The sequence below is a fragment of the Burkholderiales bacterium genome (assembly GCA_035518095.1).
Classification (GTDB): domain Bacteria; phylum Pseudomonadota; class Gammaproteobacteria; order Burkholderiales; family JAHFRG01; genus JAHFRG01.
Map to the genome: position 1 here is coordinate 1 of DATIXX010000002.1, position 24,493 is coordinate 24,493.

The 24,493-nt window shown below is 57.5% G+C and carries 30 protein-coding genes; 24 read left to right on the top strand and 6 right to left on the bottom strand.

What is annotated here, in order from left to right:
- Positions 1-455 precede the first annotated feature (455 nt).
- Positions 456-854, bottom strand: a complete 399-nt coding sequence (locus tag VLV32_00035) for a surface-adhesin E family protein (protein HUL40288.1) — start codon at positions 852-854, stop codon at positions 456-458.
- Positions 855-1,200: 346 nt separating this feature from the next.
- Between VLV32_00035 and VLV32_00040 the strand changes: the two genes are divergently transcribed.
- The 11 genes from VLV32_00040 (at position 1,201) to VLV32_00090 (ending at position 11,650) form a co-directional block, all read left to right on the top strand.
- A complete protein-coding gene (locus tag VLV32_00040) occupies positions 1,201-2,364 on the top strand; it encodes a hypothetical protein (protein HUL40289.1) in 1,164 nt (387 codons plus the stop codon).
- 363 nt (positions 2,365-2,727) lie between these two features.
- Positions 2,728-3,519 (top strand): SDR family oxidoreductase, encoded by a 792-nt coding sequence (locus VLV32_00045; protein HUL40290.1) that lies wholly within the window; start codon positions 2,728-2,730, stop codon positions 3,517-3,519.
- Positions 3,520-3,904: 385 nt separating this feature from the next.
- Complete coding sequence (locus VLV32_00050) at positions 3,905-4,042, top strand: hypothetical protein (protein ID HUL40291.1); 138 nt, start codon at positions 3,905-3,907, stop codon at positions 4,040-4,042.
- Complete coding sequence (locus VLV32_00055) at positions 4,036-4,647, top strand: hypothetical protein (GenBank protein HUL40292.1); 612 nt, start codon at positions 4,036-4,038, stop codon at positions 4,645-4,647. The genes VLV32_00050 and VLV32_00055 overlap by 7 nt, the downstream gene beginning before the upstream one ends.
- A 43-nt stretch (positions 4,648-4,690) precedes the next feature.
- Positions 4,691-4,996, top strand: coding sequence for a ferredoxin family protein (locus VLV32_00060; protein ID HUL40293.1), 306 nt, complete (start codon positions 4,691-4,693; stop codon positions 4,994-4,996).
- Between the two features lie 12 nt (positions 4,997-5,008).
- Positions 5,009-6,391, top strand: a complete 1,383-nt coding sequence (locus VLV32_00065; GenBank protein ID HUL40294.1) for an FAD-dependent oxidoreductase — start codon at positions 5,009-5,011, stop codon at positions 6,389-6,391.
- A 50-nt stretch (positions 6,392-6,441) separates the two neighbouring features.
- A complete protein-coding gene (locus tag VLV32_00070) occupies positions 6,442-6,789 on the top strand; it encodes a molybdopterin dinucleotide binding domain-containing protein (GenBank protein ID HUL40295.1) in 348 nt (115 codons plus the stop codon).
- A 20-nt stretch (positions 6,790-6,809) separates the two neighbouring features.
- Positions 6,810-8,147, top strand: coding sequence for a formylmethanofuran dehydrogenase subunit B (locus VLV32_00075; protein HUL40296.1), 1,338 nt, complete (start codon positions 6,810-6,812; stop codon positions 8,145-8,147).
- A gap of 25 nt (positions 8,148-8,172) precedes the next feature.
- Positions 8,173-9,849, top strand: coding sequence for a formylmethanofuran dehydrogenase subunit A (locus VLV32_00080; GenBank protein HUL40297.1), 1,677 nt, complete (start codon positions 8,173-8,175; stop codon positions 9,847-9,849).
- 55 nt (positions 9,850-9,904) lie between these two features.
- Positions 9,905-10,789: a formylmethanofuran--tetrahydromethanopterin N-formyltransferase gene (gene fhcD / locus VLV32_00085; protein ID HUL40298.1), complete on the top strand. Its 885-nt coding sequence runs from the start codon at positions 9,905-9,907 to the stop codon at positions 10,787-10,789.
- Between the two features lie 48 nt (positions 10,790-10,837).
- Positions 10,838-11,650 (top strand): formylmethanofuran dehydrogenase subunit C, encoded by an 813-nt coding sequence (locus VLV32_00090; protein ID HUL40299.1) that lies wholly within the window; start codon positions 10,838-10,840, stop codon positions 11,648-11,650.
- A gap of 197 nt (positions 11,651-11,847) precedes the next feature.
- Here VLV32_00090 and VLV32_00095 read toward each other — a convergent pair whose 3' ends face one another.
- Complete coding sequence (locus VLV32_00095; protein ID HUL40300.1) at positions 11,848-12,411, bottom strand: hypothetical protein; 564 nt, start codon at positions 12,409-12,411, stop codon at positions 11,848-11,850.
- A 305-nt stretch (positions 12,412-12,716) separates the two neighbouring features.
- On the bottom strand, positions 12,717-13,109 hold the full coding sequence (locus tag VLV32_00100; protein HUL40301.1) for an MAPEG family protein: 393 nt from the start codon (positions 13,107-13,109) through the stop codon (positions 12,717-12,719).
- A 288-nt stretch (positions 13,110-13,397) separates the two neighbouring features.
- Between VLV32_00100 and VLV32_00105 the strand changes: the two genes are divergently transcribed.
- From VLV32_00105 to VLV32_00115, 3 genes are all read left to right on the top strand, one after another.
- Positions 13,398-13,580 carry a hypothetical protein gene (locus tag VLV32_00105; GenBank protein ID HUL40302.1) on the top strand — a complete coding sequence of 61 codons (183 nt, stop codon included), beginning with the start codon at positions 13,398-13,400 and terminating at the stop codon, positions 13,578-13,580.
- 80 nt (positions 13,581-13,660) lie between these two features.
- Positions 13,661-14,080, top strand: coding sequence for a hypothetical protein (locus VLV32_00110; protein ID HUL40303.1), 420 nt, complete (start codon positions 13,661-13,663; stop codon positions 14,078-14,080).
- 18 nt (positions 14,081-14,098) lie between these two features.
- On the top strand, positions 14,099-14,491 hold the full coding sequence (locus tag VLV32_00115) for a hypothetical protein (GenBank protein HUL40304.1): 393 nt from the start codon (positions 14,099-14,101) through the stop codon (positions 14,489-14,491).
- A gap of 249 nt (positions 14,492-14,740) precedes the next feature.
- On the opposite strand, the gene VLV32_00120 is transcribed toward VLV32_00115, so the two are convergent.
- The 3 genes from VLV32_00120 to VLV32_00130 all read right to left on the bottom strand — a co-directional run bounded on the left by VLV32_00120 (position 14,741) and on the right by VLV32_00130 (position 17,314).
- Positions 14,741-14,935 carry a hypothetical protein gene (locus tag VLV32_00120; protein ID HUL40305.1) on the bottom strand — a complete coding sequence of 65 codons (195 nt, stop codon included), beginning with the start codon at positions 14,933-14,935 and terminating at the stop codon, positions 14,741-14,743.
- 433 nt (positions 14,936-15,368) lie between these two features.
- Positions 15,369-16,520 carry a HoxN/HupN/NixA family nickel/cobalt transporter gene (locus tag VLV32_00125; GenBank protein HUL40306.1) on the bottom strand — a complete coding sequence of 384 codons (1,152 nt, stop codon included), beginning with the start codon at positions 16,518-16,520 and terminating at the stop codon, positions 15,369-15,371.
- Between the two features lie 137 nt (positions 16,521-16,657).
- Entirely contained in the window at positions 16,658-17,314 is a 657-nt protein-coding gene (locus VLV32_00130) for an isoprenylcysteine carboxylmethyltransferase family protein (GenBank protein HUL40307.1), read from the bottom strand.
- A gap of 308 nt (positions 17,315-17,622) precedes the next feature.
- On the opposite strand from VLV32_00130, the gene VLV32_00135 reads away from it, so the two are divergent.
- The 10 genes from VLV32_00135 to VLV32_00180 all read left to right on the top strand — a co-directional run bounded on the left by VLV32_00135 (position 17,623) and on the right by VLV32_00180 (position 24,298).
- On the top strand, positions 17,623-18,870 hold the full coding sequence (locus VLV32_00135) for an RNA polymerase sigma factor (GenBank protein HUL40308.1): 1,248 nt from the start codon (positions 17,623-17,625) through the stop codon (positions 18,868-18,870).
- Between the two features lie 114 nt (positions 18,871-18,984).
- Positions 18,985-19,410, top strand: coding sequence for a YciI family protein (locus VLV32_00140; GenBank protein HUL40309.1), 426 nt, complete (start codon positions 18,985-18,987; stop codon positions 19,408-19,410).
- A 24-nt stretch (positions 19,411-19,434) separates the two neighbouring features.
- Positions 19,435-19,896: a VOC family protein gene (locus VLV32_00145; GenBank protein HUL40310.1), complete on the top strand. Its 462-nt coding sequence runs from the start codon at positions 19,435-19,437 to the stop codon at positions 19,894-19,896.
- Between the two features lie 87 nt (positions 19,897-19,983).
- A complete protein-coding gene (locus VLV32_00150; GenBank protein ID HUL40311.1) occupies positions 19,984-20,367 on the top strand; it encodes a YciI family protein in 384 nt (127 codons plus the stop codon).
- Positions 20,368-20,418: 51 nt separating this feature from the next.
- The gene (locus tag VLV32_00155) at positions 20,419-20,811 is read left to right on the top strand and encodes a YciI family protein (GenBank protein ID HUL40312.1); all 393 of its coding nucleotides are present in this window, start codon (positions 20,419-20,421) and stop codon (positions 20,809-20,811) included.
- Between the two features lie 24 nt (positions 20,812-20,835).
- Positions 20,836-20,967, top strand: coding sequence for a hypothetical protein (locus VLV32_00160; protein ID HUL40313.1), 132 nt, complete (start codon positions 20,836-20,838; stop codon positions 20,965-20,967).
- Positions 20,968-20,991: 24 nt separating this feature from the next.
- Positions 20,992-21,351, top strand: a complete 360-nt coding sequence (locus VLV32_00165; GenBank protein HUL40314.1) for a DUF1428 domain-containing protein — start codon at positions 20,992-20,994, stop codon at positions 21,349-21,351.
- A gap of 326 nt (positions 21,352-21,677) precedes the next feature.
- Positions 21,678-22,343, top strand: coding sequence for an aspartyl/asparaginyl beta-hydroxylase domain-containing protein (locus tag VLV32_00170; GenBank protein HUL40315.1), 666 nt, complete (start codon positions 21,678-21,680; stop codon positions 22,341-22,343).
- Positions 22,344-22,577: 234 nt separating this feature from the next.
- A complete protein-coding gene (locus VLV32_00175; protein HUL40316.1) occupies positions 22,578-23,513 on the top strand; it encodes an ABC transporter ATP-binding protein in 936 nt (311 codons plus the stop codon).
- Entirely contained in the window at positions 23,510-24,298 is a 789-nt protein-coding gene (locus VLV32_00180) for an ABC transporter permease (GenBank protein HUL40317.1), read from the top strand. Before VLV32_00175 ends, VLV32_00180 begins: the two co-directional genes overlap by 4 nt.
- Positions 24,299-24,493 lie beyond the last annotated feature (195 nt).

Sequence of the window (24,493 nt, forward strand, 5' to 3'; positions counted from 1 at the left end):
CTCGGTCTCGTCTTTCCATCGATCCGGCTCCGGGCCGAGATAGGCCAGACGGACCGCCGCGTCGCGCAGAAACTTGGGCATGCTGACAGGAATCTTCTGTGCGGCGACTTGATTGATGTATACATGCGCATCGTCGCCCCATGCAAGGCACAACGAGGGCATAAGTACCAGCAAAACTATCGAGAGGGTATTTGCGCATAGTCTGTCTGCAAAACGTCCTCGGCGTCGCAATGTGCGCCTTCGCGAGTGCATCCCAAAAATTAGGACGGCAGTATCCATAAGAATTGTCATGACGTGGAACTCCACTTGGACAACTTGGGGAAATGATGAAGCCCGGCGCTCAACCTTGATTCGCGTGTGCGAATCAGGATGCTCTTGTTGCTCGGCCTGAAGAACTTCTCGGCTCAGATTCCGCCGAACCGAAATAAAGTCAATAGCGGACATTGGGATCGGGATTAGTTGCCACAGGCAACCTTCCACAACGTTTCCCCGATGCTATCGGCCGAGATGCGTTGCCATTCGTCCGGGTCTGAGGTGTTGTAAACGACTGCACCGTCCCCCGAACGACGCGAGTAAAACGAAAAGGCAAGTGTCCGAATATGCTCTCCTTTGCAGTCGCATTCCACTTGTCCTTTTGACGACAAGTATGACTTCAAATCGGGCGGATCCTTTTGAGCGGACTTATAGTTGATCAATACCCACATTTTGACCTTGCCGCCCGACTTGCGGATGGTGGTACGATCAACGTAGGTATAAAATCCGCGGCCTTCTTTATTACCGCCCACCCGCTCCCAGCCCGCCGTCGCGCTGGCGCTGAATGCAGCAAGAACCAAAGCTAAAGCAAGCTGTCTCATTTGTGCTTAGGTAACGACGGGAGGGTAGCTATTCCAGCGGCTAAACGTTTTGATAACGCGCTATACATTCTACACTTCCACCGCCGTGTTGAGTCATTAAGCTCAGCTCTTCTACCTCGAATCTCCTGCCCGTGCTTCCATAAAGATGCTTGTCACGGAATGTTCAGGATTCAAGCCTTAACACCGTCGTTCAATTATTCGAATGGTGAGTTTGCCCTCGAAATTTCAACATCCAGGCGCCAGCGCTTGCAGTTCCCCAACTCCCGTTTCTGCGGGAGTGGATCGCAACCCGGTTTGTTCAGATAATGCAGGGCTGAGGCAGAGCCGTTTGAAGACGAAGGAACGCATGCAATTCAGTCATGTAGGTGGTTTGCAGGGGGTCGCGGCGACCACGCTGAGTCTGGTACTGCTTGCTGGCTGTGCTTCACCGCCGCCGCCCAAACCGGATGAGGCCAAGGTCAAACGATTTGCACAGGAAGGTTATCTCACCGACAATCATTACGCCTTCTCTACGATAGATGCTACCTGGGAAAGCCCGAAGAGCAGTTTCGATGTCGCCCTGATGGTCCCGAACGGGCCGGGACCGTTCCCATTGGTGATTTATCTGCCGGCTCTGGGTGAAACGCGTTCAGCGGGTGATGCCTGGCGTAAGGCCTGGGCACAAGGCGGCTACGCCGTTTTATCTATTCAACCCTTGGCTGGAGACGCCGATGCGTGGTCGTCGGAGGAAGCGCGCGCGGGTAACTTTTCCGATCTTGCTCGCGAGCGGTATTCGGGAAAAGTCATGGCGGCGCGTATCCAAGCTTTGCGGCTCGCATTGGCTGAACTGATCCGCCGCCACAACCGGAAAGAGCCGCCACTGGATCGTATAAACCTTTCCCGCAGCGCAGTCGCCGGCTACGACCTGGGTGCCTACACCGCGATGGTGATGGCCGGTGAGAGTGTGGACAATACCGGAACGCCAGCTTTTCCCATACCAATCAGTGCGGTAATCGCGCTTAGTCCGTACGCGGACTTTTCTGGCGTTGCACTGAGCGAGCGTTACCGCGGCATCCGCGGGCCCGTGCTTTCAGTTACCAGCGATCTTGATGAGGATCCTCTGGGACTTGTAACGCCGCCCGCGATGCGCAAAGCGCCGTTTAAATACATGCCCGGCGGAGATAAATATCTGCTAATTCTGTTGAATGTCTCGCATCGGACTTTGGCCGGCGGCGCAATCAACCAGGATGCCTTCGAGGGCCGCCCGCCGGGAGAAACTGGCCGTGGCAGGAGCCATTCTTTCTTTGGCATGGGTGGTGGTCGCCACGTTGAAAGCGGCGACACGGGCGGCTTTAGCGTTCGAGGACCGCAGCCGTCGATGACAACCCAGGCGATGGGCCAAACTGCCATTCAGAATTTCACAACCGCCTTTCTCGATGTCTATTTGAAGAACGATCCCGTAGCTCGAGAATGGCTCACGAAGAATGCACCCCTGTGGATCAAGGGCCACGGCGAATTCCAGAAGAAATAATATGAGCCGAGACTTCTCCAGTTGAGCGTTTTGTCCTGCACATTTTGATCAATTGCGGCGGACGCTTTCGTGCATCGGCCAACAAGGACGCTGGGACTTGTGAATTTTTACCTGAGTTTCTGCGCGATTCCCGTTACGCTTGCTTCAGGTCTTGATCCGGTGGGCGAATTGGCCCTCGCGCGTCATGATGGGACACGGCAAAGGGGTACAATTTTACCTGCAACCCCGAGCGCTATCGCCGGTGAACGTCGGTTCCAGCGCCGGTTTACCGAAGGCAGAACGCGCATTCTGCCTTTTGTTCGCGACCGGACGGGCGTTCTGAGATAAAACCTGGGCGAGATCCTATTGAACAGAGGGAAAACCATGGAACTGAATTTGACAAACAAACTCGCGTTGGTCAGTGGCAGCACCGCTGGCATCGGACACGCGATCGCAACAACGCTCGCCCGCGAAGGTGCTAGGGTCATTGTCAATGGCCGGTACCAAGCTTCTGTAGATGAAACCGTAGCCAAAATGAAGTCGGCCACGGGCGGCACGGTATATGGATTTGCAGGTGATCTGAGTCTGGCTGCAGTCGCAGACGAGATCGCGCGGCGGTATCCGGATGTGGAAATCCTCGTCAACAGCCTCGGGATCTTCGAGCCAAAGCCGTTTGAGGAAATTCCTGACGCGGACTGGCTGAAGCTCTTCAACGTCAATGTCCTGAGCGGGGTACGCCTGGCGCGCCTTTATCTTCCCGCGATGAGGCGCCACAATTGGGGCCGCATTATCTTTATATCCAGCGAGAGCGGGGTTCAAATTCCGTCCGAAATGATCCACTATGGAATGACCAAAACCGCGCAACTCGCGATCTCGCGCGGCCTTGCTGAAGCAGTTGCGGGTACCGGTATCACTGTCAACAGCATCCTACCTGGCCCGACAAGATCGCGCGGAGTTGGCGAGTTCGTCGATGCACTTGCAAAGGCTGATGGGAAATCATTTGAGGAATTTGAAAAGGAATTTTTCACGAAGGTTCGGCCCACATCGCTCATTAAGCGATTCGCTTCGCCTGAAGAGGTGGCGTGGCTGGTGACCTACATCGCCAGCCCACTCGCGTCGGCAACAACGGGCGCTGCTCTTCGCGTCGACGGGGGCGTCGTAAAAAGCGTGTTTTGATCGCTTCGAGTACTCAGTTCACATCTTATTTAATCCATGGCTTTTGTAAAAGTCGGGCAGGCACCCGACTGCTGTGCGGCTGCGCAAATTGATTTCGGCGGAAGCCCGCATGAGCCCGTGCTGCAAAGCATAAATTAAATTAGTTTCCGTCTGCAAAATTATGAAGTTGACTGAACTTGATCTAGATCAATTTCCTGATTCTGCAGCTTCCTGCGCATTAAATTTTCTGTAGAATGTCATATCGAGATTTGTGTTTTTGTTACACCCTAGTAGGACGGCCACCCTCTGATTGCTGTTCTCGCGAGGCCAATGACCCGGAGCGGTGGTAGTTATTGAATGCAATGAAGATGTGAAGAAAAACGAAAAGACCTAAGCTTCTTATCAAATGAGCAAATCGATACTGAACGTGCGGCGCATCCGGCAGAATCGAATCGGGGAATTCCGCTGCTTCCTGGAAAGCCTGGATAAGGCGGACTTCGTGCGCCCTTTGGGGGCGGTTCCAGTGGGAAGCAAGTCATGGTGACAGCACCGACTTATGCGAAGTGGTGCGATCGCAAGCTGTGGACGGTGCACGAGGCAATCTGCCTGCTATTGGCGATAGAACCGGAAATTGCTTGGATTAAGGATTCGCACAGCGTTGGAGGCGCCGACCCGTTGATCGCGGCGCTTCAGCAATATGTCGAACTTGTCGCTGATGCGATGATTGGCGGTTTTTTGAAGCCGTTCAGTACGGAAGATCTGTCACTAGCGGTGCCGGACCGTCGGATAGACCCGCGCGAGTTTCTCGAGTGGGCTCAGAGCCGGAAAATTGCCATCCCGAAGGAGCTGGCTTCGGTGCTGAAGCACGACCCGTTGCGGCACCTAGCGGAGGGAGTTGCAGGCGCCGAGTTGAGCGCCAAGCATTATACCCAGCGCATCACCGACCGCTACCCGGATGCCCACGAGCAGGTTTTGGGCGCGGCCCTTGCAGCGCTCAGGAGTTTTCCCGAACGTTGTCGCGATGTCGCAGGCATACGCCGCACCATCGAGGAAAATGCGTCGTTGATCTGGCCGGATACCCACAAGCTTCCGCTGCGGGCGGACGAGGTAGAGCGCCTGATCGGCCGCTGGCTGCATCGCCTGGGCTGAGAAACTATGACCAACCTTTCCCTATAATTCACTTGGAGAAATTATGACCACCATTGTCACCGATAACTGTAAAGGATGTCGCTTCACCGACTGCGTTACCGTCTGCCCGGTGGCCTGTTTCCACGCTGATAACGACATGCTGTATATCGACAATCTGGTGTGCATCCAATGCAGCGCCTGCATTCCGATATGCCCGGTGCACGCCATTTTCGCCGATGACGACATCCCTGAGGATAAGCGCAACTGGATTGAGATTAATGCCGAACGTTCTCAAGCGCTCCCGGTGATAAGCGAGAAGCAGGATGCGCTGCCCGGGGCGGAGGAGCGCAAGACGGCGCTCGGTTTCTGACCCGGGCCAGGCATGGACGCGCCGGGTACCACAAATAACCCGCTTCGCGTGGCTGTCGTTGGAGCCGGCCCAAGCGGCTTCTATGCCGCCGAGGCCTTGCTCAAGAGCGGTAAGACCGTACGCGTTGACATGATCGAGCGGCTGCCCGCGCCCTATGGATTGGTGCGCTATGGCGTGGCGCCGGACCATCCCAAACTCAAGGAAGCGATTCTGGTGTACGCTGTGATCGCGCGCCTGCCCCACTTTAACTTGCTCGGCAATGTCACGGTGGGACGCGACGTGACGGTAGAGGAGCTGCGCGCCCACTACCACGGTATTATTTTTGCGTGCGGCGCGGAAACGGATCGCCATCTTGGCATCCCCGGCGAGGATCTTGCGGGCAGCCATACTGCCACCGAGTTCGTCGCGTGGTATAACGGGCACCCGGATTACCGGGAGCGCTGCTTCGACCTTTCTGCTGAAGTGGTCGCCATCATTGGTCAGGGAAACGTTGCAGCAGACGTCTGCCGCATTCTCGCTAAGTCGGCCGATGAACTCAAGTCCACGGATATCGCAGCGCATGCCTTAGATGCCTTAGCGACAAGCCGCGTACGGGAGATACACGTTATCGGGCGGCGCGGCGTTGCCCAGGCCAAGTTCACCAACAAGGAACTAAAGGAACTGGGAGAGCTGCCCAACTGCGATGCCATCGTCGATCCCCGGGACCTGGAACTCAATTCCGAAAGTGTCGTCGAACTTGAAGTCAAGAGTAACTTCGTGAGTGCGAAGAACGTTGAAATATTTCGCGCGTTCGCTGCCCGCGGCGCTAGCGGCAAGCCACGCCGCTTAATTTTTCATTTCCTAAAAAGCCCGGTTGCGATCAAGGGCGCCGCGGCGCACATGGAACAGGTCGTGCTAGCGCGTAATCGACTGGAAGGTGCCCCCTTGCAGCAAGCGGCGCGCGAAACCGGTGAAACCGACTTGCTGCAATGTGGACTGTTGTTCCGCAGTATTGGATATTCCGGGTTGCCGATTCCGGGTGTTCCGTTCGATGCGCGCAAGGGCGTATTCCCGACCCAGGACGGACGCATTGTGGACGGCGGCGCCGTAATGCCAGGGCTTTATGCAGCGGGCTGGATCAAGCGCGGACCGACCGGGATCATCGGGACCAACCGGGCCGACAGCATAGCCACAGTTAAGTCGCTACTTGCCGACCTTTCCCGATTGGCGCCCGAGGCGAAAGGCGGCGCCGAAGTGCTGAAGCCGCTGCTCGCGGCGCGCGGCACGCGCGTTGTAAGCCTCGATGACTGGCTCAAAATAGATGCGGCTGAAGTGGCGCGCGGCCAGTCCAAGGGCAAACCGCGCGAGAAGTTCACGCGCGTGGCCGAGATGCTTAAGTGCCTCGACGGTTCTTGACTGTGCAGGTTCGCCTATGTTCGAATGGATAAACAAAGGAGAAAGCGATCGTGCCCGAAACCATGACACTGATCGGCGGGCGCTCGTCGCGGCAGGGTACTTCGCTCTGTGCCGGTAAGCTCGAAGCCGAATACATTGAGGTCTCTTCCACTGTGGAGATGAACGCGGAGGACATGGCGCGGCTCGGCCTCAAGGATGGCGACGCGGTGCGCCTGCGCAGCGCCAGCGGTGAAGTGGACGTGCGTTGCAAGGGGAGAACTACCAAGGACCTGCCACCCGGACTGCTGTTCATCGCCTATGGCCCGCTTTCCAGCCGGTTGATGGCGAGCGACACAGCCGGCAGCGGAATGCCGATATCCAAGCACATCGAGGTAACGGTCGAACCGGTCTCAGGGTAAGGCCAGGAGGAACCAACATCATGAGCGACAACATCCGAATTATTAATGACGCTACCTGCACTTTTTGCGGTTGTGTGTGCGACGACATGCACCTTACCGTCGATGTGGACGCCCACAAGATCACCAAGGCGGAGAACGCCTGCGTGCTCGGGCGCGCGTGGTTTAAGGAGCACGGAGTCGACGAAAAACGCCCGTACGCGCTCATCGAAGGCCGCGAAGCGAGCACGGAGGAGGCGATCGAGGCCTCCGCACAAATTCTGGTCAACGCCCGCTTCCCGTTGATCTACGGACTGTCCGATACGACGTGTGAGGCGCAGCGTCAGGCTCTAGCGATCGCCGATATGATCGGCAGCAATGTGGATACCACAACCTCGGTCTGCCACGGTCCGTCCGGTATGGCTTTCGAGGGAGTCGGAGAAAGTACGGCGACCTTGGGCGAGATCCGTAACCGCGCCGACCTCCTGGTGTTTTGGGGAGGCAATCCAGCAGAGTCCCATCCGCGTCTGTTTACGCGTTACACCGTGACCGCCAAGGGAATGTACGTCCCGCAAGGCAGGAAAGACCGCACCGTGGTTCTTGTGGACGTGCGCCGCAGCCCGAGCGCAGCTGTTGCGGACATCTTCGTGCAGGTGAAACCGCAGCGCGATTTCGAGGTGCTGTGGGCACTGCGCGCGCTGGTTAAGGGACGGCGGGTGGATCCCGCGATCGAGCAGGTAACCGGTGTGCCTCTCGCCACGCTCGAAGATTTAGCGCAGCGCATGAAGAACTGCCGCTTCGGGGCGCTGCTTTTCGGCATGGGGCTTACCATGACGCGGGGCCGGCATTTTAATTCCGGGGCGCTGCTTGCGCTCGCCACCGATCTTAACGAATACACTCATTTCGTGGCCAAGCCGGTGCGCGGCCATGGCAATGTTACCGGTGCGGACAACGTGGTGTCATGGCAGACCGGTTTTCCCTTTGGCGTAAATCTGGGACGTGGATATCCGCGTTTCAACCCGGGCGAATTCACGAGCGCCGACTTGCTCGGGCGCGGCGAAACGGATGCAGCGCTCATTATCGCCGCAGATCCGGGTGCCAATTTCTCGAACGCGGCAATCGAGCACCTGAAACGCATCCCGGTGATTGTGCTGGATCCCAAGCTTACCCACACCGGCAAACTTGCACGGGTGGCGATTACGACTGCGACCTATGGCATCAGCGTGCCCGGTACCGTGTACCGGATGGACGATGTAGCCATTGCCCTGCGGCCGGCCTTGCCCTCGCCCTACCCGAGCGACGAGGACGTGCTGACCCGCATCAAGGAGCGTGTGCGCGAACTGCTCGGCGGGAACCGCGTTCCCGCCATGGGCGCCGCATAGCGGCGTCAGACATCCCGGAGTCATCGTGCTGCACATCGCAAACGGTCGCGTGTATGATCCTGCGAACGGCATCGATGGCAAAGTTCAGGACATCTATGTCGCCAATGGCAAGATCGTAAAGGACGTCCCGCCGGGGGCGAGGCGGATCGATGCCAAAGGGATGGTGATCATGCCGGGCGGTGTGGACATGCATTGCCACATTGCCGGGCCCAAAGTCAATCTCGCGCGCAAGCTGCAGCCGGAGGACCACCGGCACGACGTGCATCCGCGCACCGCGTTCACCCGTTCCGGTGTCGGCGGCACGGTTCCGTCCACTTTCGCCACCGGCTACCGCTACGCACTGCTCGGTTACACCACCGCCATGGAGGCGGCAGTGCCGCCCATCGGCGCCCGCCACACGCTCGAGGAATTCCATGACACGCCGGTCATCGATAAGGGCTTCTACATAGTGATGGGCAACAACGTGCTGCTCTACAAGCTGCTGGAACAGGGACGGCGCGAAGACTTCCGCAACGCGCTCGCGTGGTGGCTCGCAGCGACCAAGGCGTATACCGCCAAGCTCGTCAATCCCGGGAGCGATGAAGCGTGGAAGGGCCGGCGCAACGCCAACATCACCAAGCTTGACGAGAAGATAGAGGCGTTCGAGCTTACGCCGCAACAAGTAATCGGAGCATTGATCGAGGCGGTGGACGAGCTCGGATTACCGCACCCGGCACACATTCACTGTAACAACCTCGGCCACTCCGGAAATTACGCCACCACCCTGGAGACCATGCGCATTGCCGAAGGCCACCGCGCCCACATCGCGCATATCCAGTTTCACAGCTACGGGGAAGTGCCCGGCAAGGCCAGCCACAACCCGACGTCGCGCGCCAAGGTCATCGCGGATTACATCAACGCGCACCCGAACATCAGTGCCGACGTCGGCCAGGTCATGTTCGGCAAGTCGACGATCATGACTGCGGATGCGCCGCTCGCGTACATGTTGTCGCGCTTTGTTGGCGGCAAATGGGTGAATTCCGACACCGAGCATGAGTCCGGGTGCGGCATCCTTCCGTTCGCCTACCAGGACAAGGTGTATACCCACGCCCTGCAATGGGCAATCGGGCTTGAATTATTCCTGCTCTCGAAAGATCCCTGGCGCATGGTGTTCTCCACCGACCACCCCAACGGCGGCTCGTTTATGAGCTATCCGCGGCTCATCCGCTTGCTGATGGATCGCGAATTCCGCAAGGAGCAGATGAGCAAGATTAATCAAAAGGCGCTGAAACAGACGGCGCTCGCCGACGGTTTGGACCGCGAGTACACGCTTCAGGAAATCGCTATCGTCACCCGCGCGGGCCCGGCACGATTGCTGGGCCTAACGAACAAAGGGCATCTCGGCCCCGGTGCGGATGCCGACATAACAATTTACGACGAAGACAAAGACAAGGAGCGCATGTTCGGCGCGCCGCGCCATGTCATTAAGGACGGGCAGATGATTATTGAGGACCACGAATTCCGCGCGGATCATCAGGGGCGGATGCTGCATGTGTCTCCAGAATACGATCCGAAAATTGTGGAGGTGATCCGCCCGTTCTTCGAAGATTATTATTCGATCCGCTTCAACAACTATGCAGTGGACGACAGCTACCTAGGGCCCCACGAAGTCATTCCGACCCTGATGCGGCGTTCAACTGCGACTGCACCGGGCAAAAAATAAAGATCATGTGCTCTCCCGGGAACGTTGGCGCAGCACTCACTCGCGGCAACTGGAAATGCTGATCAACGGCGTTACCGTCGTGGACACTTTTGCCGAGGCGTTCGCCATGTCGGGCGCACGGGTGCTCATCACTGCCGAGAACGAAAAATGGGCGGCCGCGGCGGCGCGCACCATGACCGGCTTCGCCACCTCGGTAATCGGTTGCAAATGTGAAGCCGGCATCGAGCGCATGGTGCCCGCCGGAGAAACTCCGGACGGGCGCCCGGGTGTGACGGTGCTGCTGTTTGCCACCAGCGCCGATGGCGTGGGCAAGCGACTGGTCGAACGCATCGGGCAGTGCGTCATGACTTGTCCCACCACCGCTTGCTTCAACGCCCTGCCTAGCGAAAATACGGTGGTCGTCGGGGGACTATTGCGCTATTTCGGTGACGGTTTTCAGCTATCCAAGCATTTCGACGGGCGCCGCTTCTGGCGCGTGCCGGTGATGGACGGCGAATTCGTGGTGGAGGAACGGTTCGGCGTTCAGCCCGCAGTCGGCGGCGGCAATCTGCTGCTCCTTGGCGAAGACATGCCGCCCACACTCGCCGCAGCGGAGGCGGCGGTCAATGCCATGCGGACGGTACCCGGCGTGATCCTGCCGTTTCCCGACGGTGTGGTGCGAAGCGGCAGCAAGGTCGGCTCCCGCTACAAGTCGGTGATAGCATCCACCAACGATGCTTATTGTCCGACGCTGCGCGCGCTTTCAAAGGCAACCGAGCTTACGCCTGAAATCGGGTGTGTGCTCGAGATCGTTATCGATGGCCTGGACGTCGATGCAGTACGCGAGGCCATGCGCCGCGGACTCAAGGCGGCCGCGCAACCGGGGATAAGGACGATCTCCGCCGGCAACTATGGCGGCAACCTGGGGCAGTACAAAATCGAACTGCGCAGCCTGCTTTAGGGCGCAAATTGTATACGTCAGCATGGACTATGCACGCGAAGTTATGACATGAGCCTCACGCTTACCCTCCACACCCAACCGGATGTTCCTGTCGAGGCGGAGACTATTGTCCCGCAACGGTTCCAAGGAATGACGCCCGCGCAGGTCGCGGCTGCCAAGGTCCTATATGGCAACCGGCAGGCCGCACTCGGGGATTTTTTCCGCGCCGAAGGCCAACCCGACGGCGAGTTGCGGGTCGTGGGTGATCTCTTTCGCGTAAAAATGATCGGTGCCGGCATGACGCACGGCCAAATCGTCATAGAGGGCAACGTGGGAATGCATCTTGGTGCCGCCATGAGCGGCGGCGAAATTTTTGTCGAAGGCAACGCCGCAGATTGGGTGGGTGAAGAAATGTCGGGCGGGCGAATCGTAGTGAAGGGCAACGCCGGTCATATGGTTGGCAGTGCCTTGCGCGGTGAAAGCATTGGCCCTCGCGGCGGGGAGATCATCATCCATGGCAACGCCGGCAACGAAGTTGGCAGCGGCATGCGGCGCGGCCTCATTGCGGTGGCTGGTAACAGCGGTGATTTTACCGCAGTCAATATGCTGGCCGGCACTGTTGTGGTCCTCGGTCAGCTCGGAATGCGGACCGGCGCCGGCATGAAGCGCGGAACGGTCGCCTCCTGCCGGCCGGTGGAATTGCTACCCACCTTCGCCTACGCTTGCACCTACCGTCCAGTCGCGTTGCGCCTGGTGCTAAGTTACCTGCGCGAACGCGGGCTAACTATCACCGACAAGCAATTCGCCGGGCGCTACCGCCGCTGGAGCGGGGACGGAGTTGAAACAAGCCGCGGGGAAGTATTGCTTCTGGAAGAAGGCTGATCGGCGCGCGATTATCTGCGCAAACCTTGCATAATGCCCTGGCAAAGCGGATGCGCACTTTTTTTCGCTCTTTCCGATTTTCGGCCGCTGACACCGTTGGCGTAAACAATCACGCTAGGCGCGGCCCGGTCAGTAAGATTAAGTTGTCTCAGCGTCGATACCGCGCCCTCACAGCCTGCAAAGCGGGTTCAAATCGCTCATTTGTCTACGTGCGCCGCGCTCTTAACCATGGCAATCGCGTTTTTGACAATGTGTTCTTGACCATCGTTTGTAAGAATAGTAAACCCCACCAGTAATTTGCTGACGCGAACCATTCCCTTCGTCAGGTACCTGTATTCACCGGGACCGGGCTCACGATCTGTTACTGAAAAGTAATATCCAGGGCCGGATGCGCCTTCCAGCTTTTTTAACTCAATTTTTTTCTCGACCGACCGCGTCTCTACCAGGTCCGCGCTTTGCAGGACCAGCTGCCGTATGCCCTCTTCTTCTGTCAGAGGTATGTCCTGCTTCGAAGGCCAAATCGGCGATATCACTACCACAAACGGTGCTCCGGCCTTCTGCTCGAAAGTAATTGTCGGAGGCGAACGGTCAGGTGGTTGCTGTATTTTGTCTTTCCACAACGCGGGGACACTGAGCTGAATACTTCCGTGATCAGGCAACTCGTACCGACGTATGCTCACCTCATCGGCCGCTGCAACAGCAACGGCAACGAAGAACAGCAAACACAGTAAGGCTGCAAAAAAGCGCTTAGCTTGAATCATCAGTAATTGGTGCCACCGATGGATGCATTAGCTTAGCGCTCGCGCCCTCCTTCGTAAATGGCTTTTTTGAATGAGCACAGTCAGATACTGCCGGACGGAGCAGGTGCCTAGATTAATTGCAACGTAAACCTGCACGCCCGGGCTTAGATGCGATGTCACACCCTGCTATTCGAAATACCCCGCTTTGCGAGACACGATTGTTCGAAAGTCGCTCCGTGCCGGATTGTCCTGTGCAACAGAAGACCGAGCGCGAATTCAGTACCTTTATTTGGACAAAAGCGATGAATTATTGCATACCGGGTCCATTATGAAACAAGAATTTGCCACGCTAACGTCATCTGCGCGCCGAAGCCCACCAAAAACGCGACGGTCCTGACCCACGGCACGCGGCCTGTGACTGCTGCGAGATGAACTAGCCGCGCCCAAAAATATACTGCGCATGCTGTCGCGGTCGCATTATTGCTGACGCCGAGATCTTGAGCGACCAGCACCAGGGCCGCGAAAACGACCAGATTTTCCACAGCGTTTGCGTGCGCCTTTTTCATGCGTGCCGCCCACGGGGTCTGCGGTTTGGGATTTTCCGGATAACCGACAGTGTCGAGCAGGCCCCACACGAAAATCCGGTCCAGTATGTAAGGGATCCATATCACGGCGGTGAGAGTTGTTGCCCAAGTGAGATACATAAGTTCCGGTTTCACGGCTTTCTCCTTTTATAAATTGGTAATTGGCGCTACGGAAATGTAACCTCAAACAATACTCCTTTTAGGCAGGTATTGCGAAGTGTGAAATTTATCTGTTTCCTCTACGAACAATTGAGTTCGCCTATCGCGATCAAATCGCTGGTCCTGCAATGATCATTTCACCATAGTCAGTTGGCGGACACTTCTCGCGCAGTTATTGGGAAATTGAAACAACAGTAGGTCGCATGTCAATCGTGCTAGGATTTAAATTGCTCGACTGACATCTATTCATGACTGGAGGCTACTATGAGCGACGATGCTGCCTGGACTAATGCCAGAGATTTACTCAAGGAAATATTGCATTCGCAGCCCCACTTGACTTCGCCGATGACCCCTAACGCAAATACCGGGAGGCTCGTCGCAGAATTCATCGCCGGTATGCACGCCGAGTTAATGGCGTATGAGAAGAAGCGCCCGCAGAATACGTAGTACCAAGCGCTTTTCGCTCGGCGCGAACCGCTAATAATTGATTTCGTGCCGCTACTTTCAGAGCACAGCTGAGGCTCGGTTTGGAATCATTTACAGTAATAGCTCTCCAAAAAAATATTTTAAGGAAGGAATTTGCCCCGGGGATTCAGTACCCGCGGGTGCCCGGTAATGAGGTGGCCGGTGTGATAGATGCCGTGGGCCAAAGCATTGAATGGTGGCAGCCAAGCCAGCGGGTGGGCGTCGGCTGGAACGGCGGCTACACGGAGTACGTGATCGCTCCCGCCAGTGCGGTCGCACTGGTGCCGGCCGAACTTCCGGCTACCGAGGCGGCTCCCCTGATGTGTGCCGGCATTACCACGTTCAACGCGCCGCGAAATAGCGGCGCGCCACTGGGCGACGTTGTCGCGGTGCTCGGCTTGCGAGGGCTTGGCCACTTCGGCATTAAATACGCCGCGAAGATGAGCTTTCACACGGTCGGTATCGCGCGCGGCAAGGATTAGGAATCGCTCGCGCGCGAGTTGGGCGCGTCCATGTACATCGACAGTCGGGCTCGGGACCCCGCGGCGAAACTCCTCAAGTTGGGCGGCGCCAAGGTCATTCTGGCGACGGCAAGCAGCGGCGAGGTAATGAGCGCCGTGCAAGGCGGCCTGGCGGTCAACGGCACGCTGCTGATCCTCGGCGCGGCTACCTCGATGCAAGTATCGCCATTAGTCCTGATATTGGGATGCCGCTCGATCAAGGGCTGGTATTCCGGGACGTCGATCGATTCCCAGGATACGCTCGCGTTTGGCGCAGGCACCGGCCTGCGGTCCATAAACGAAACGCTCCCGCTGGAGCGCTCCTCGGAAGCTTACGACCGCATGATCAGCGGCAAGGCCCGTTTTCGAGTTGTTTTATCAATTCGGCGCTAGACGGGCGCGCCACGCTTTCCCGGGATGATTGCGTTTTAGCCAGGATCGAAAAAGCCAAGACTGGAAAAAGTTTTTACCGTCGTCTTGCTGCCAGTCGCGCTAAATCTGCTGGCGCCGATGTCGATTCGCCAGCCGCCGCTCCTTGCATTCATTGCTTTATTCAACCCCGCTGTCATCTCGCGATTGCACCATCCCGATCACGCCAAGCAATTACAGTAAGACAGATTTTGCTCGTTTACTACGTGTCTATCATTGCTTTCGTTTTGGAACTGTAAAGTCCAGGTCATACGCTTGCGGTTCTGCAGGCTCCTTCCGTGCCCCCGATGCAACCATCGGGGCTTCGCCCGGCAACCCGCGGCGATTCCACTTGCGGCGGTCATAACCCGTCACGCCCGGCACAGTCACTGTGCGCCGGTCCGCCACGACGCGTCTTTCCACGTCCATGCATTTCCTCCTCTTGAGCGTCAAGCCGATCCAGCTTGTTGCTTGCTTATTTCGCCGTTTGTGCCGCCGCATACTTACACATTGTTACAAGAATGTGACGAACACGCACAGCGATGTTATTTCGTATTGTAACTCTGGCAAAAAAAATGAACACAAAAACCACTGCCCATTTTTTCCAGATCGGGGTTCGTACTAAGTCCTGAGTTAATAGCGTCGCATTTAAAAGCGGTGTTCCAATCGCCCAACCCGAAACCTGCTCCGCGATTCGGCTACGCGCTACATCCCAATAGGACGTACTGGGAATCGTTCAAGAATTTATGCGCTCACGCCAAACAAACCGATCCTACTTCGGCATGTTGGATATTGATCATCCTTGCAAGTCTACGCGTCGGTGCGACGGTTCCACAATCGTCCGAGACGAGTATTACGGGCGCTAATGCGGATGTTGGTGCGAAACCTTGACGCCACTCTCGGGAACATGCTCGCGAACCTGCGTTGAGCGTTGTCGGTCGCGTTGCTCGATGCGGCCAAAGGTCCACATGGCCACCGAGCTGCCCCACACCACCAGCAAGACGCCGACGACAATAAAGCCAAGCACTTCGAAGTCCAGCGCGCCGATGAAGTCGAAGAACGGTCCCCTTATGTCAAGCGCTGTCCTAAACACCTGCAGCAACTCCATGGTGCCGATAATCAGCGCTACCGCTATTGACAGTCCGGTGATGGTGAGATTGTAAAAGATCTTGCGCACGGGGTTTAAGAACGCCCAGCTGTAGGCCTTCAACATCAACACAGCGTCTGTCGTGTCCATCAGCGACATGCCGGCCGCGAACAACAGCGGTAGCGATAGAACGGCTCCGGCCGGCATGTTGCCTACAGCAGCACCGGCAGTCATCGCCAGCAGACCGACCTCTGAAGCCGTATCGAACCCCAGGCCGAACAGCAGGCCCAGCGGGTACATTTGCCAGCTGTGGTTAATGAGTCTTTGCAGCCGCCCGCCGATCAGTCCCTTGATTGGGCCGCGCTGTATTAAAAACTTTTCGAGGTGCGCTTGGCTATGCTCGCCGCTCTTTGCTTTGTGCCAAACCTTCAGAACATCGAGCAGCAGGAGCAGATTCAGAACGCCTATTAGCAACAAAAATATACCGGAGACGCTCGCGCCAAGAATGCCGCCAAGGTTTTTCAATCCCGGCAGATCGTGCTTAACGGAAGGGGCGGCGAACATCAGCGCTACGGCGAGAAAAAAGACGATGGTCGAATGGCCCAACGCGAAGAAGAAGCCAACGCCTACCGGCCGTTTTCCTTTCTGCAACATGTACCGCACGGTATCGTCGATTGCAGCAATATGATCAGCATCAAACGCATGACGCAGCCCTAACATGTATGCGACAAGGCCCAGCCCAATCAACACCGGATAGCGAGACGAGTAGTGGAGAAACAAGCCCCAGCCCACCAAATGCAGGCATGTGATGATTCCGTATAGACCCGCGAGGCGTACACCCGCGCTGGCACCGGACATCAAACGGCGACGCTCGGCGCGCAGCGGGGCAGCGCCGTTGGGTTCAATCAGGTTGTAGCGCACGGCCATTAAATTCTACGCGTAACTTACGCAAAAGACGTAAACAAATCCCTTCCCGATGCTAACCTAGACTTTCGCCAGAATTTCCTACCGGTGCTTTTATGCGATGAGCCCAGGCTGATGCCGTTTTTTCACAGGCCTAACCGCTAATAGAGGCCCGGAATCAAGCGTGACGTCCGGGCGCGATAGGCATCATACTCGCCGCCAAACTGCGTGCGCAGCAGTGTCTCTTCCGAGCGGATGCGCGCGAGGAGCGGCGGAATCAGCAGCGCCGTGAGAAGCACGCCGACCCCCGCACGAAAAGCCAGGGCCCATCCGAGCGCGCTGACGAGCAATCCCAGGTAGCTGGGATGGCGAATGACCGCATATATACCGCTGGTGACCAGCGTGTGCCCGGGCTGGATCGCGACCAGCCCGCTGAAACGATGTCCCAGGACGAAAACCGGCCAGAGCCGCAGAGCACCACCGGCGGCGAAGAGAATGAGGCCAAGCCAGCGAACCGTATCGCCATCGATGGTGAACAACCCTTTCCGGTCCGTGTATGCCGGCAGATAGCCGGCCAACAGACCAATGAGCGCAAATGCCGCGATGACCCAGCGGTTGCCTCGATCCTCACGAACACCGGGGCTCAGATTTCCACCCGCGAGGCACGCCGCGACAGCGAGCACGGCCGTCGCAACTGCGAGCGTCATAAGCGCCGAATGGGAGAAGAAGGCTGCGAACCCGCGCCAACCTAAAATTGCCAAGCTGAAGTATGCAGCTGTGCTCACAAGGATAAGCATCACTCTGACCGTATGTGTCATCATTGTTTCTTTTGTCGCACGATTCCTTGAACTCAATATACACGATCTATAAAAATATGACTGGGATTGACCGGCGACGGTGTCACCGTGGATATGGTGCCCAAAGGTCCTATATCTTGAATTTCCCATCGCTCCGTTAATCACGTTGGTCATTATCAAGCTTCCAAGATCCAAGACCAGACGCCGTCCGCACGTTAACGCTCGATGGGAAAAGCTGATAGTCCAAGACTTGAGCCATTTGCCTTATTTCAGGTGAGCGCCTTGAATGGCGTTTGACCCGGATAGCCCAGCCACTTTAATCTCCTGCCATGAATCAAGACAAAGCACAACGAGTACGCGAGATGGTGGACGCTATATACCGCTCCGAGTCGCGCCGGGTATTCGCAACTTTGATTCGCCTGCTCGGCGACTTCGACCTCGCCGAGGAAGCTTTACACGATGCTTTTAGGGCAGCACTGGAGCAGTGGCCGCGGGATGGCGTCCCTGACAATCCGCGGGCTTGGCTGGTCTCGGCGGGCCGCTTCAAGGCTATCGACGGTATTCGCCGGCGCGCCCGTTTCGATGCGTTGGATGAAGACGCCGAGCAGGTCGAGGCGGCTACCAATGATAGCGCGGCGTGGGAAGGCGAAAACGTTGATGACGATCGGCTGCGCCTCATTTTCACTTGCTGCCACCCCGCTCTTCCGCCGGATGCCCAGGCGGCGCTGACACTGCGCGAGGTTTGCGGCCTTACTACGGAGGAAATCGCGCGCGCATTTCTCACTGCTGCGCCTACGTTAGCCCAACGCATTGTGCGGGCCAAGACCAAGATCCGCGACGCGAAGATTCCCTATCAAGTGCCATCGCCGGACGAACTTCCGGACCGGCTGAACAGCGTGCTGCGTGTGATCTACCTGGTATTCAACGAGGGCTACTCCGCGTCCTCGGGTTCGTCCTTAACGCGCCACGATCTTTCGGGCGAGGCGATTCGATTGGCGCGGCTTTTGGCACAACTGCTGCCGGAACCTGAGGCGATGGGGCTGCTTGCACTAATGTTGCTGCACGATTCGCGGCGCGCGGCGCGTGCCTCGGCTACAGGGGATCTGATTCTACTAGAGGACCAAGATCGCTCGCTCTGGCACCGGGATCAGATCGCGGAGGGGACGGCGCTGGTTGAACAAGCCTTGTCGTCACGCCGCTTCGGCTCGTACACGCTCCAGGCGGCAATTGCGGCAGTGCACGCCCAAGCGCCCGATTCTGCCGCTACAGACTGGGGCGAGATCGTCGGGCTATACGACGTATTGTTGCGTATCGATCCATCGCCTGTAGTCGAGCTCAATCGCGCAGTGGCGATTGCAATGCGCGACGGCCCGGAAGCGGGTCTCGTAGCGATCGACGCCATACTGGTGGGTGATTTGCCGGATTACCGTCTCGCCCACGCGGCGCGGGCCGACCTGTGCCGCCGCTTGGGGAAAACGGGCGCGGCTCGGGCCTCTTATGAACGGGCACTAGCCCTTACTCAACAGGAGCCGGAGCGGCGTTTTCTTGAGAAGCGGCTGAGCGAGTTGCCGGGCTGAGACGGCCAACGAAAATCTTATTGTCCGGTTGTCGATTTTGCCCCGTCCCAAACGACTAAGAGCGTAACCAGTTATTCAACAACCGATCAACGAATTTAGAAAGGGGATACGACCATGCGATTCATGATTATTGTCAAAGCCACCAAGGATTCGGAAGCCGGCGTCATGCCGAGCAAGGAGCTGCTGACCGCAATGGGCAAATACAACGAGGAACTGGCCAAGGCAGGCATTGTGCTCGCAGGTGACGGACTGCAGCCGAGCTCGAAGGGCGCGCGCGTGCGATTTTCCGGGCCAAAACGAACCGTGGTCGACGGCCCCTTTGCCGAGACCAAGGAGCTCATCGCCGGCTTCTGGGTCTGGAAGGTGAAGTCGAAGGAAGAGGCGATCGAATGGGTCAAGCGCTGCCCCAACCCAATGCCGGGGGACTCCGAGATCGAGATCCGCCAGCTTTTCGAGGCGGAGGACTTCGACGAGCAGTTCACGCCGGAGCTGAAGGAATCGGCAGAGCGCGTGCACACGCAGGTCTCCCGCAACAAGTAAACCCGCAGCGAAAGGAGAAACACCATGCCGAATGTCAAAGCGATTCCCGAGGGAATGCACACAGTCACGCCGCACCTGGTTTGCGCCGGCGCGGCCGACGCCATCGATTTCTATAAGAAAGCGTTCAATGCAGTGGAAGTAGGACGATTGTTCGGCCAACAGGGCAAAATCATGCATGCCATGATTCGGATTGGCGATTCTGCCGTCATGCTGGCCGATGAGTTTCCCGACTGTGGAGCATTGGGGCCAAAATCGCTCAAAGGCTCTCCGGTTACAATTCATCTTTATGTCGCGGATGTCGACGCGTTTGTTAAGCGCGCGCTCGGCGCGGGCGCGAAGATCACGATGCCCCTCGAGGACATGTTCTGGGGCGATCGCTACGCCAGGCTCGAAGATCCGTTCGGCCACCACTGGTCGGTCGCGACGCGCATCCGCGATGTGAGTCGGGAAGAAATGCAGAAGTCGGTGCAGAAAATGGGCAGCTGAGCGATCGGAACGGATTTTTAGGCCGGACTGCCCAACATGAAGGTAGTTGAGCAATAACCGCTGATCAATGCGTGTACGGAGAATGCAATGAAGTTCCTGTGTTTGATTTATGCCGAGAAGGTCATGGAGCAGCTGACCGAAGCTGACGCGGAAAATCAATTCGAGGAATACAGGGTCTTCACCGAAGGGATTCGGCATAGCGCCCATTTTGTCGGCGGAAACCGGCTCCTGCCTCCGGAAACGGCGACCGCGCTCCGGGTGCGAAACGGCAAGGTCTCGACCATCGACGGACCTTTTGCTGAGACCAAGGAACAGCTTGGCGGCTATTACCTGATCGAAGCCAAGGACGTTAACGAAGCGATACAGGTTGCTTCGAGGATCCCGGGGGCACGGCGCGGCTGCGTCGAGGTGCGTCCAATTGCCGAGGACGCGCAGACACGGCAGGTATTGGGGCGAACTGCCCAAGATTGAACCGAAGGGACGACAGCCCATCGGAGCGATTTTCAACAGAGGAAGCAAGCAATGAAATATTTGTGCCTCGTGTATCTTGATGAAAGACGGCTGAACGAGTTGCCCGACAGCGATTGCCTCGACTACGACGCGGCAATACGGAAAAGCCGCCACTGCATCGCCTCGGAAGCGCTCGAGTCCGTGCAGACCGCCACCACCGTGCAGGTTCGCGACGGTAAGGTATCGATCACCGACGGCCCGTTCGCGGAGACCAAGGAGCAGCTGGCTGGGTTTTACCTCATCGACGCCAGTGACCTGAACGCGGCAATTCAGATTGCTGCGAAGATCCCGCCGGCGCGCGTGGGTAGCATCGAGGTGCGGCCGATCCGGCCGATTCGGGAAATGGCCGAGCACCAAGCGCCTCCCCGGGGTGCAATAAATCGTATTGTGCACGCCGCGAAATAATCGACGACAGCGGTCTGTCGATTTTTGGCTCGCCCATTCGGCTATTCAGCGATAGGAGCGTCCATCGGCGCAATGGACGCAGTGATGGCGAAAATTCACGTGCCGCGCAAGCGTCACATGTGCGGCATGATGGCAACCGGCGCCGCCTGTGAGTGAAAACGTAAACAAAGGAGAGTTCACATGCAATATGTTGACGGATTTGTCGTGCCTGTCCCCAAGAAAAAACTGAACGCCTACCGCCGCATGGCGCAGAAGGCGGGCAAGGTCTGGCGCGAACACGGTGCACTCGAGTTTGTTGAGTGCGTCGCTGACGACGTGAAGCCAGGAAAGTGGACGTCGTTCCCGCAGAGCGTCAAGCTCAAAGCCGGTGAGACGGTGGTTTTCTCCTACATCGTGTACAAGTCGCGCGCGCATCGCGACCGCGTCAATGCCAAGGCCATGAAGGACCGGCGTCTTGCGGATATGATGGACCCGAACGCCATGCCTTTTGACGGCAAGCGCATGTTCTGGGGCGGATTCAGGATTCTGGTCGACGCCTAGGCTTGGTTGGGACAAGACGCGATGCCCCGACGTTGCGTGCTGTGAGAAAATTCGTTTCAGCCACACGAATGGGGTGCGCGCGCCAATAATTTAGAGGAGATGCGATGAAATACATCTGCCCTGTACACATCGAAGCGAACAAGTTCCAAACCTTGCTCGAAAACAAGCGCAGCGCCTTCGTGGATGCCTAGTTTCGCGTCAGCTTGGCATACTAATCGCACGCGTCGCATATGAAAGCATGATATTAAATCGACACTAGTCGGCCGGCGCATTCAATCCAATACAAAGACGGAAACGTGGACACCTTATACAACCTGTCAACGGAGATGATCCGGAATATCTACGAACGCCGCATTTCCGGGCCGCCGGTACTAGACGTCGCGTCTCACTTTCCAGACGCGCGACGGTTCGTGGAAGCATGGCCGGAACTGCGCGACGAAGCGATTCAGGTCGCCCAAGACCTGCAACGGGTACCTCGTTTTCACGAACTGATGCCCGAGCAGGCGGCGATCTCCGCGAACGATGATCGCGACTGGCGGATGTTCGTTTTGAAGGCGTACGGCGTGTCCGTGCGCAAGAATAGCGCGCGGTGTCCGCTTCTTGCGGCGCTGATCTCATCGGTTCCAGATGTTCTTTCGGCCGCGTTGTCCTTTCTCGCTCCAGGGAAGTACGTTCCACGGCATCGCGGTCCGTTTCGCGGCGTAATTCGTTTCTATCTGGGACTGTCGGTGCCGATCTCGGAGAATGGCCGTCCCGCTGCGGTGCTCACGATCGACAACCGCGAGTATCGGATCGGCAACGGCGAATATCTGCTGTGGGACGACACCTTTCCGCACGAGGTGTGGAACCACAGCGAGAACGGTCGCATCGCCCTGCTGCTCGATGTCCGGCGGCGCGGCATGCCGCTCGACATGGCCCTGCTCTCGAGGGTACTCATCGCGGCAATAGGCGCCTCTGTCAGGTTGCGAAACATTTCCTGGCACCGGGATTAAACGTTGTGAAGTCTAGCGCCCGGCCGCGCCGCCCAATGGAGCGCTGCTTGCGTAGCCTGCGCTTACGAAGTAAATGCTTGCGCGGCAGCGCTCGCGCAGATTTTCGTCAAAGCTATAAAGCGATACTTTTATGCAATTCGCCAAGTTCAACTGCGTTTACTCCGACGCATCGGCGACCCGGCTTTGTTAGATTCTGCGCAATCGATTTGCTTGGATGGCGCTATACTCACCCCCGTGCCGCCAATCATCTGCATATCGAACCTGACCAAGACCTACGCTACTGGCCTGCAGGCTCTGAACAACGTCAATCTCGAGATCCGCAAGGGCGAAATCTTTGCGTTGCTGGGGCCGAACGGTGCCGGCAAGACGACGCTTATCAATATCATCTGCGGGATCGTCACGCCGAGCATTGGCGCGGTACACGTGGGTGGCCACGACATTCTGCGCGAATACCGCGCAGCGCGGTCAATGATCGGGCTGGTGCCACAGGAGCTGTACACCGACATGTTCGAGACAGTGTGGGCGACCGTAACTTTCAGCCGCGGTTTGTTTGGACGCGCCCCCGCTCCGGCGCACATCGAGAACGTGCTGCGCGAGCTGTCGCTGTGGGAGAAACGCCACGACAAGATCATGACACTGTCGGGCGGAATGAAGCGGCGCGTACTGATCGCCAAAGCATTGGCGCATGCGCCCGAGATTTTGTTTCTCGATGAGCCGACAGCGGGCGTGGACGTGGAACTGCGCCGCGACATGTGGGCCCTGGTGCGCCGCCTGCGCGACGGCGGCGCGACCATCATCCTGACCACGCACTACATCGAGGAAGCAGAAGAGATGGCCGATCGCATCGGTGTCATCAGCAACGGTAAGCTCGTCGTGGTCGAAGGGAAGAGCGAACTCATGAAGAAGCTCGGCAAGAAACAGCTGACTCTGCACCTGCAGGAGCCGATGACCGCAATTCCCGCAGAACTCGACGCCTGGCGCCTGGCGCTGAAAGCCGGGGGCACCGAGCTGGAATACACTTTCGATGCCGAGGAAAGCACGGGCATCCCTGTCCTGCTGCGACGCCTGAGCGAACTGGGAATCGGGTTCCGGGATCTGCAAACTCAACAAAGCTCACTGGAAGACATCTTCGTTGGTTTGGTCGGCAGGAATACAAGCGAACACGCATGAGTACTTTCGCGAAAATTCCAGTTTTCAACCGCCACGGCGTACTTGCAATATACCGCTTCGAGCTGGCCCGTTTCCGGCGCACCTTGTGGCAGAGCCTGGTGACACCGGTAATTACCACCTCGCTCTACTTCGTAGTGTTTGGTTCCGCCATCGGTTCGCACATAAGCGAAGTGGGCGGCGTAAGATATGGCGCTTTCATCGTGCCTGGGCTCATCATGTTGTCGCTCTTCACCGAGAGCCTCAACAACGCGTCGTTCGGCATCTACCTGCCGCGGTTCACCGGCACAATCTACGAAGTGCTGTCTGCTCCCGTTTCGGCAGTCGAGATCGTCCTTGCATATGTCGGGGCAGCGGCAACTAAGTCGCTTATTCTGGGGCTGGTTATTCTGGCGACGGCGGCGCTGTTTGTTCCAATCCAAATTGAACATCCGGCGTGGATGATCGCCTTCCTGGTATTAACCGCGGTAACCTTCTGCTTGTTTGGTTTTATCCTCGGCATTTGGGCGAAGGGTTTCGAGCAGCTTCAGTTCGTTCCTATGCTGGTCATCACGCCTCTGACTTTCCTGGGTGGCGCTTTTTATTCGATCGACATGCTGCCGCCGGCATGGCGCACCGTCAGCCTGTTCAACCCGATCGTCTACCTGATCAGCGGATTTCGCTGGAGCTTCTATGAATCTTCGGACGTCGGCGTGGGCGTGAGCCTCGCAATGACGCTGGGCTTCCTCGTGTTTTGTCTCGGCGGTGTCGTATGGATTTTCAGGACGGGGTACCGGCTGAAGAACTGAATCACGCGGCTCCAGTACGAAGCGCGGGCAAAAAAGTTCAGGGCGCATGTTTGGCTCGTTGCGTAATGAGCTACATTGAAATATGTCGCACCTTGGCCCCGGAAACGTCTGCTTCAGGTTCTTGTGGTCAAACGCTAGTTAGAACGCTACCCACTTCGCGCATGATTTTCTGGATGGGGAACGCAGAAGACTTAA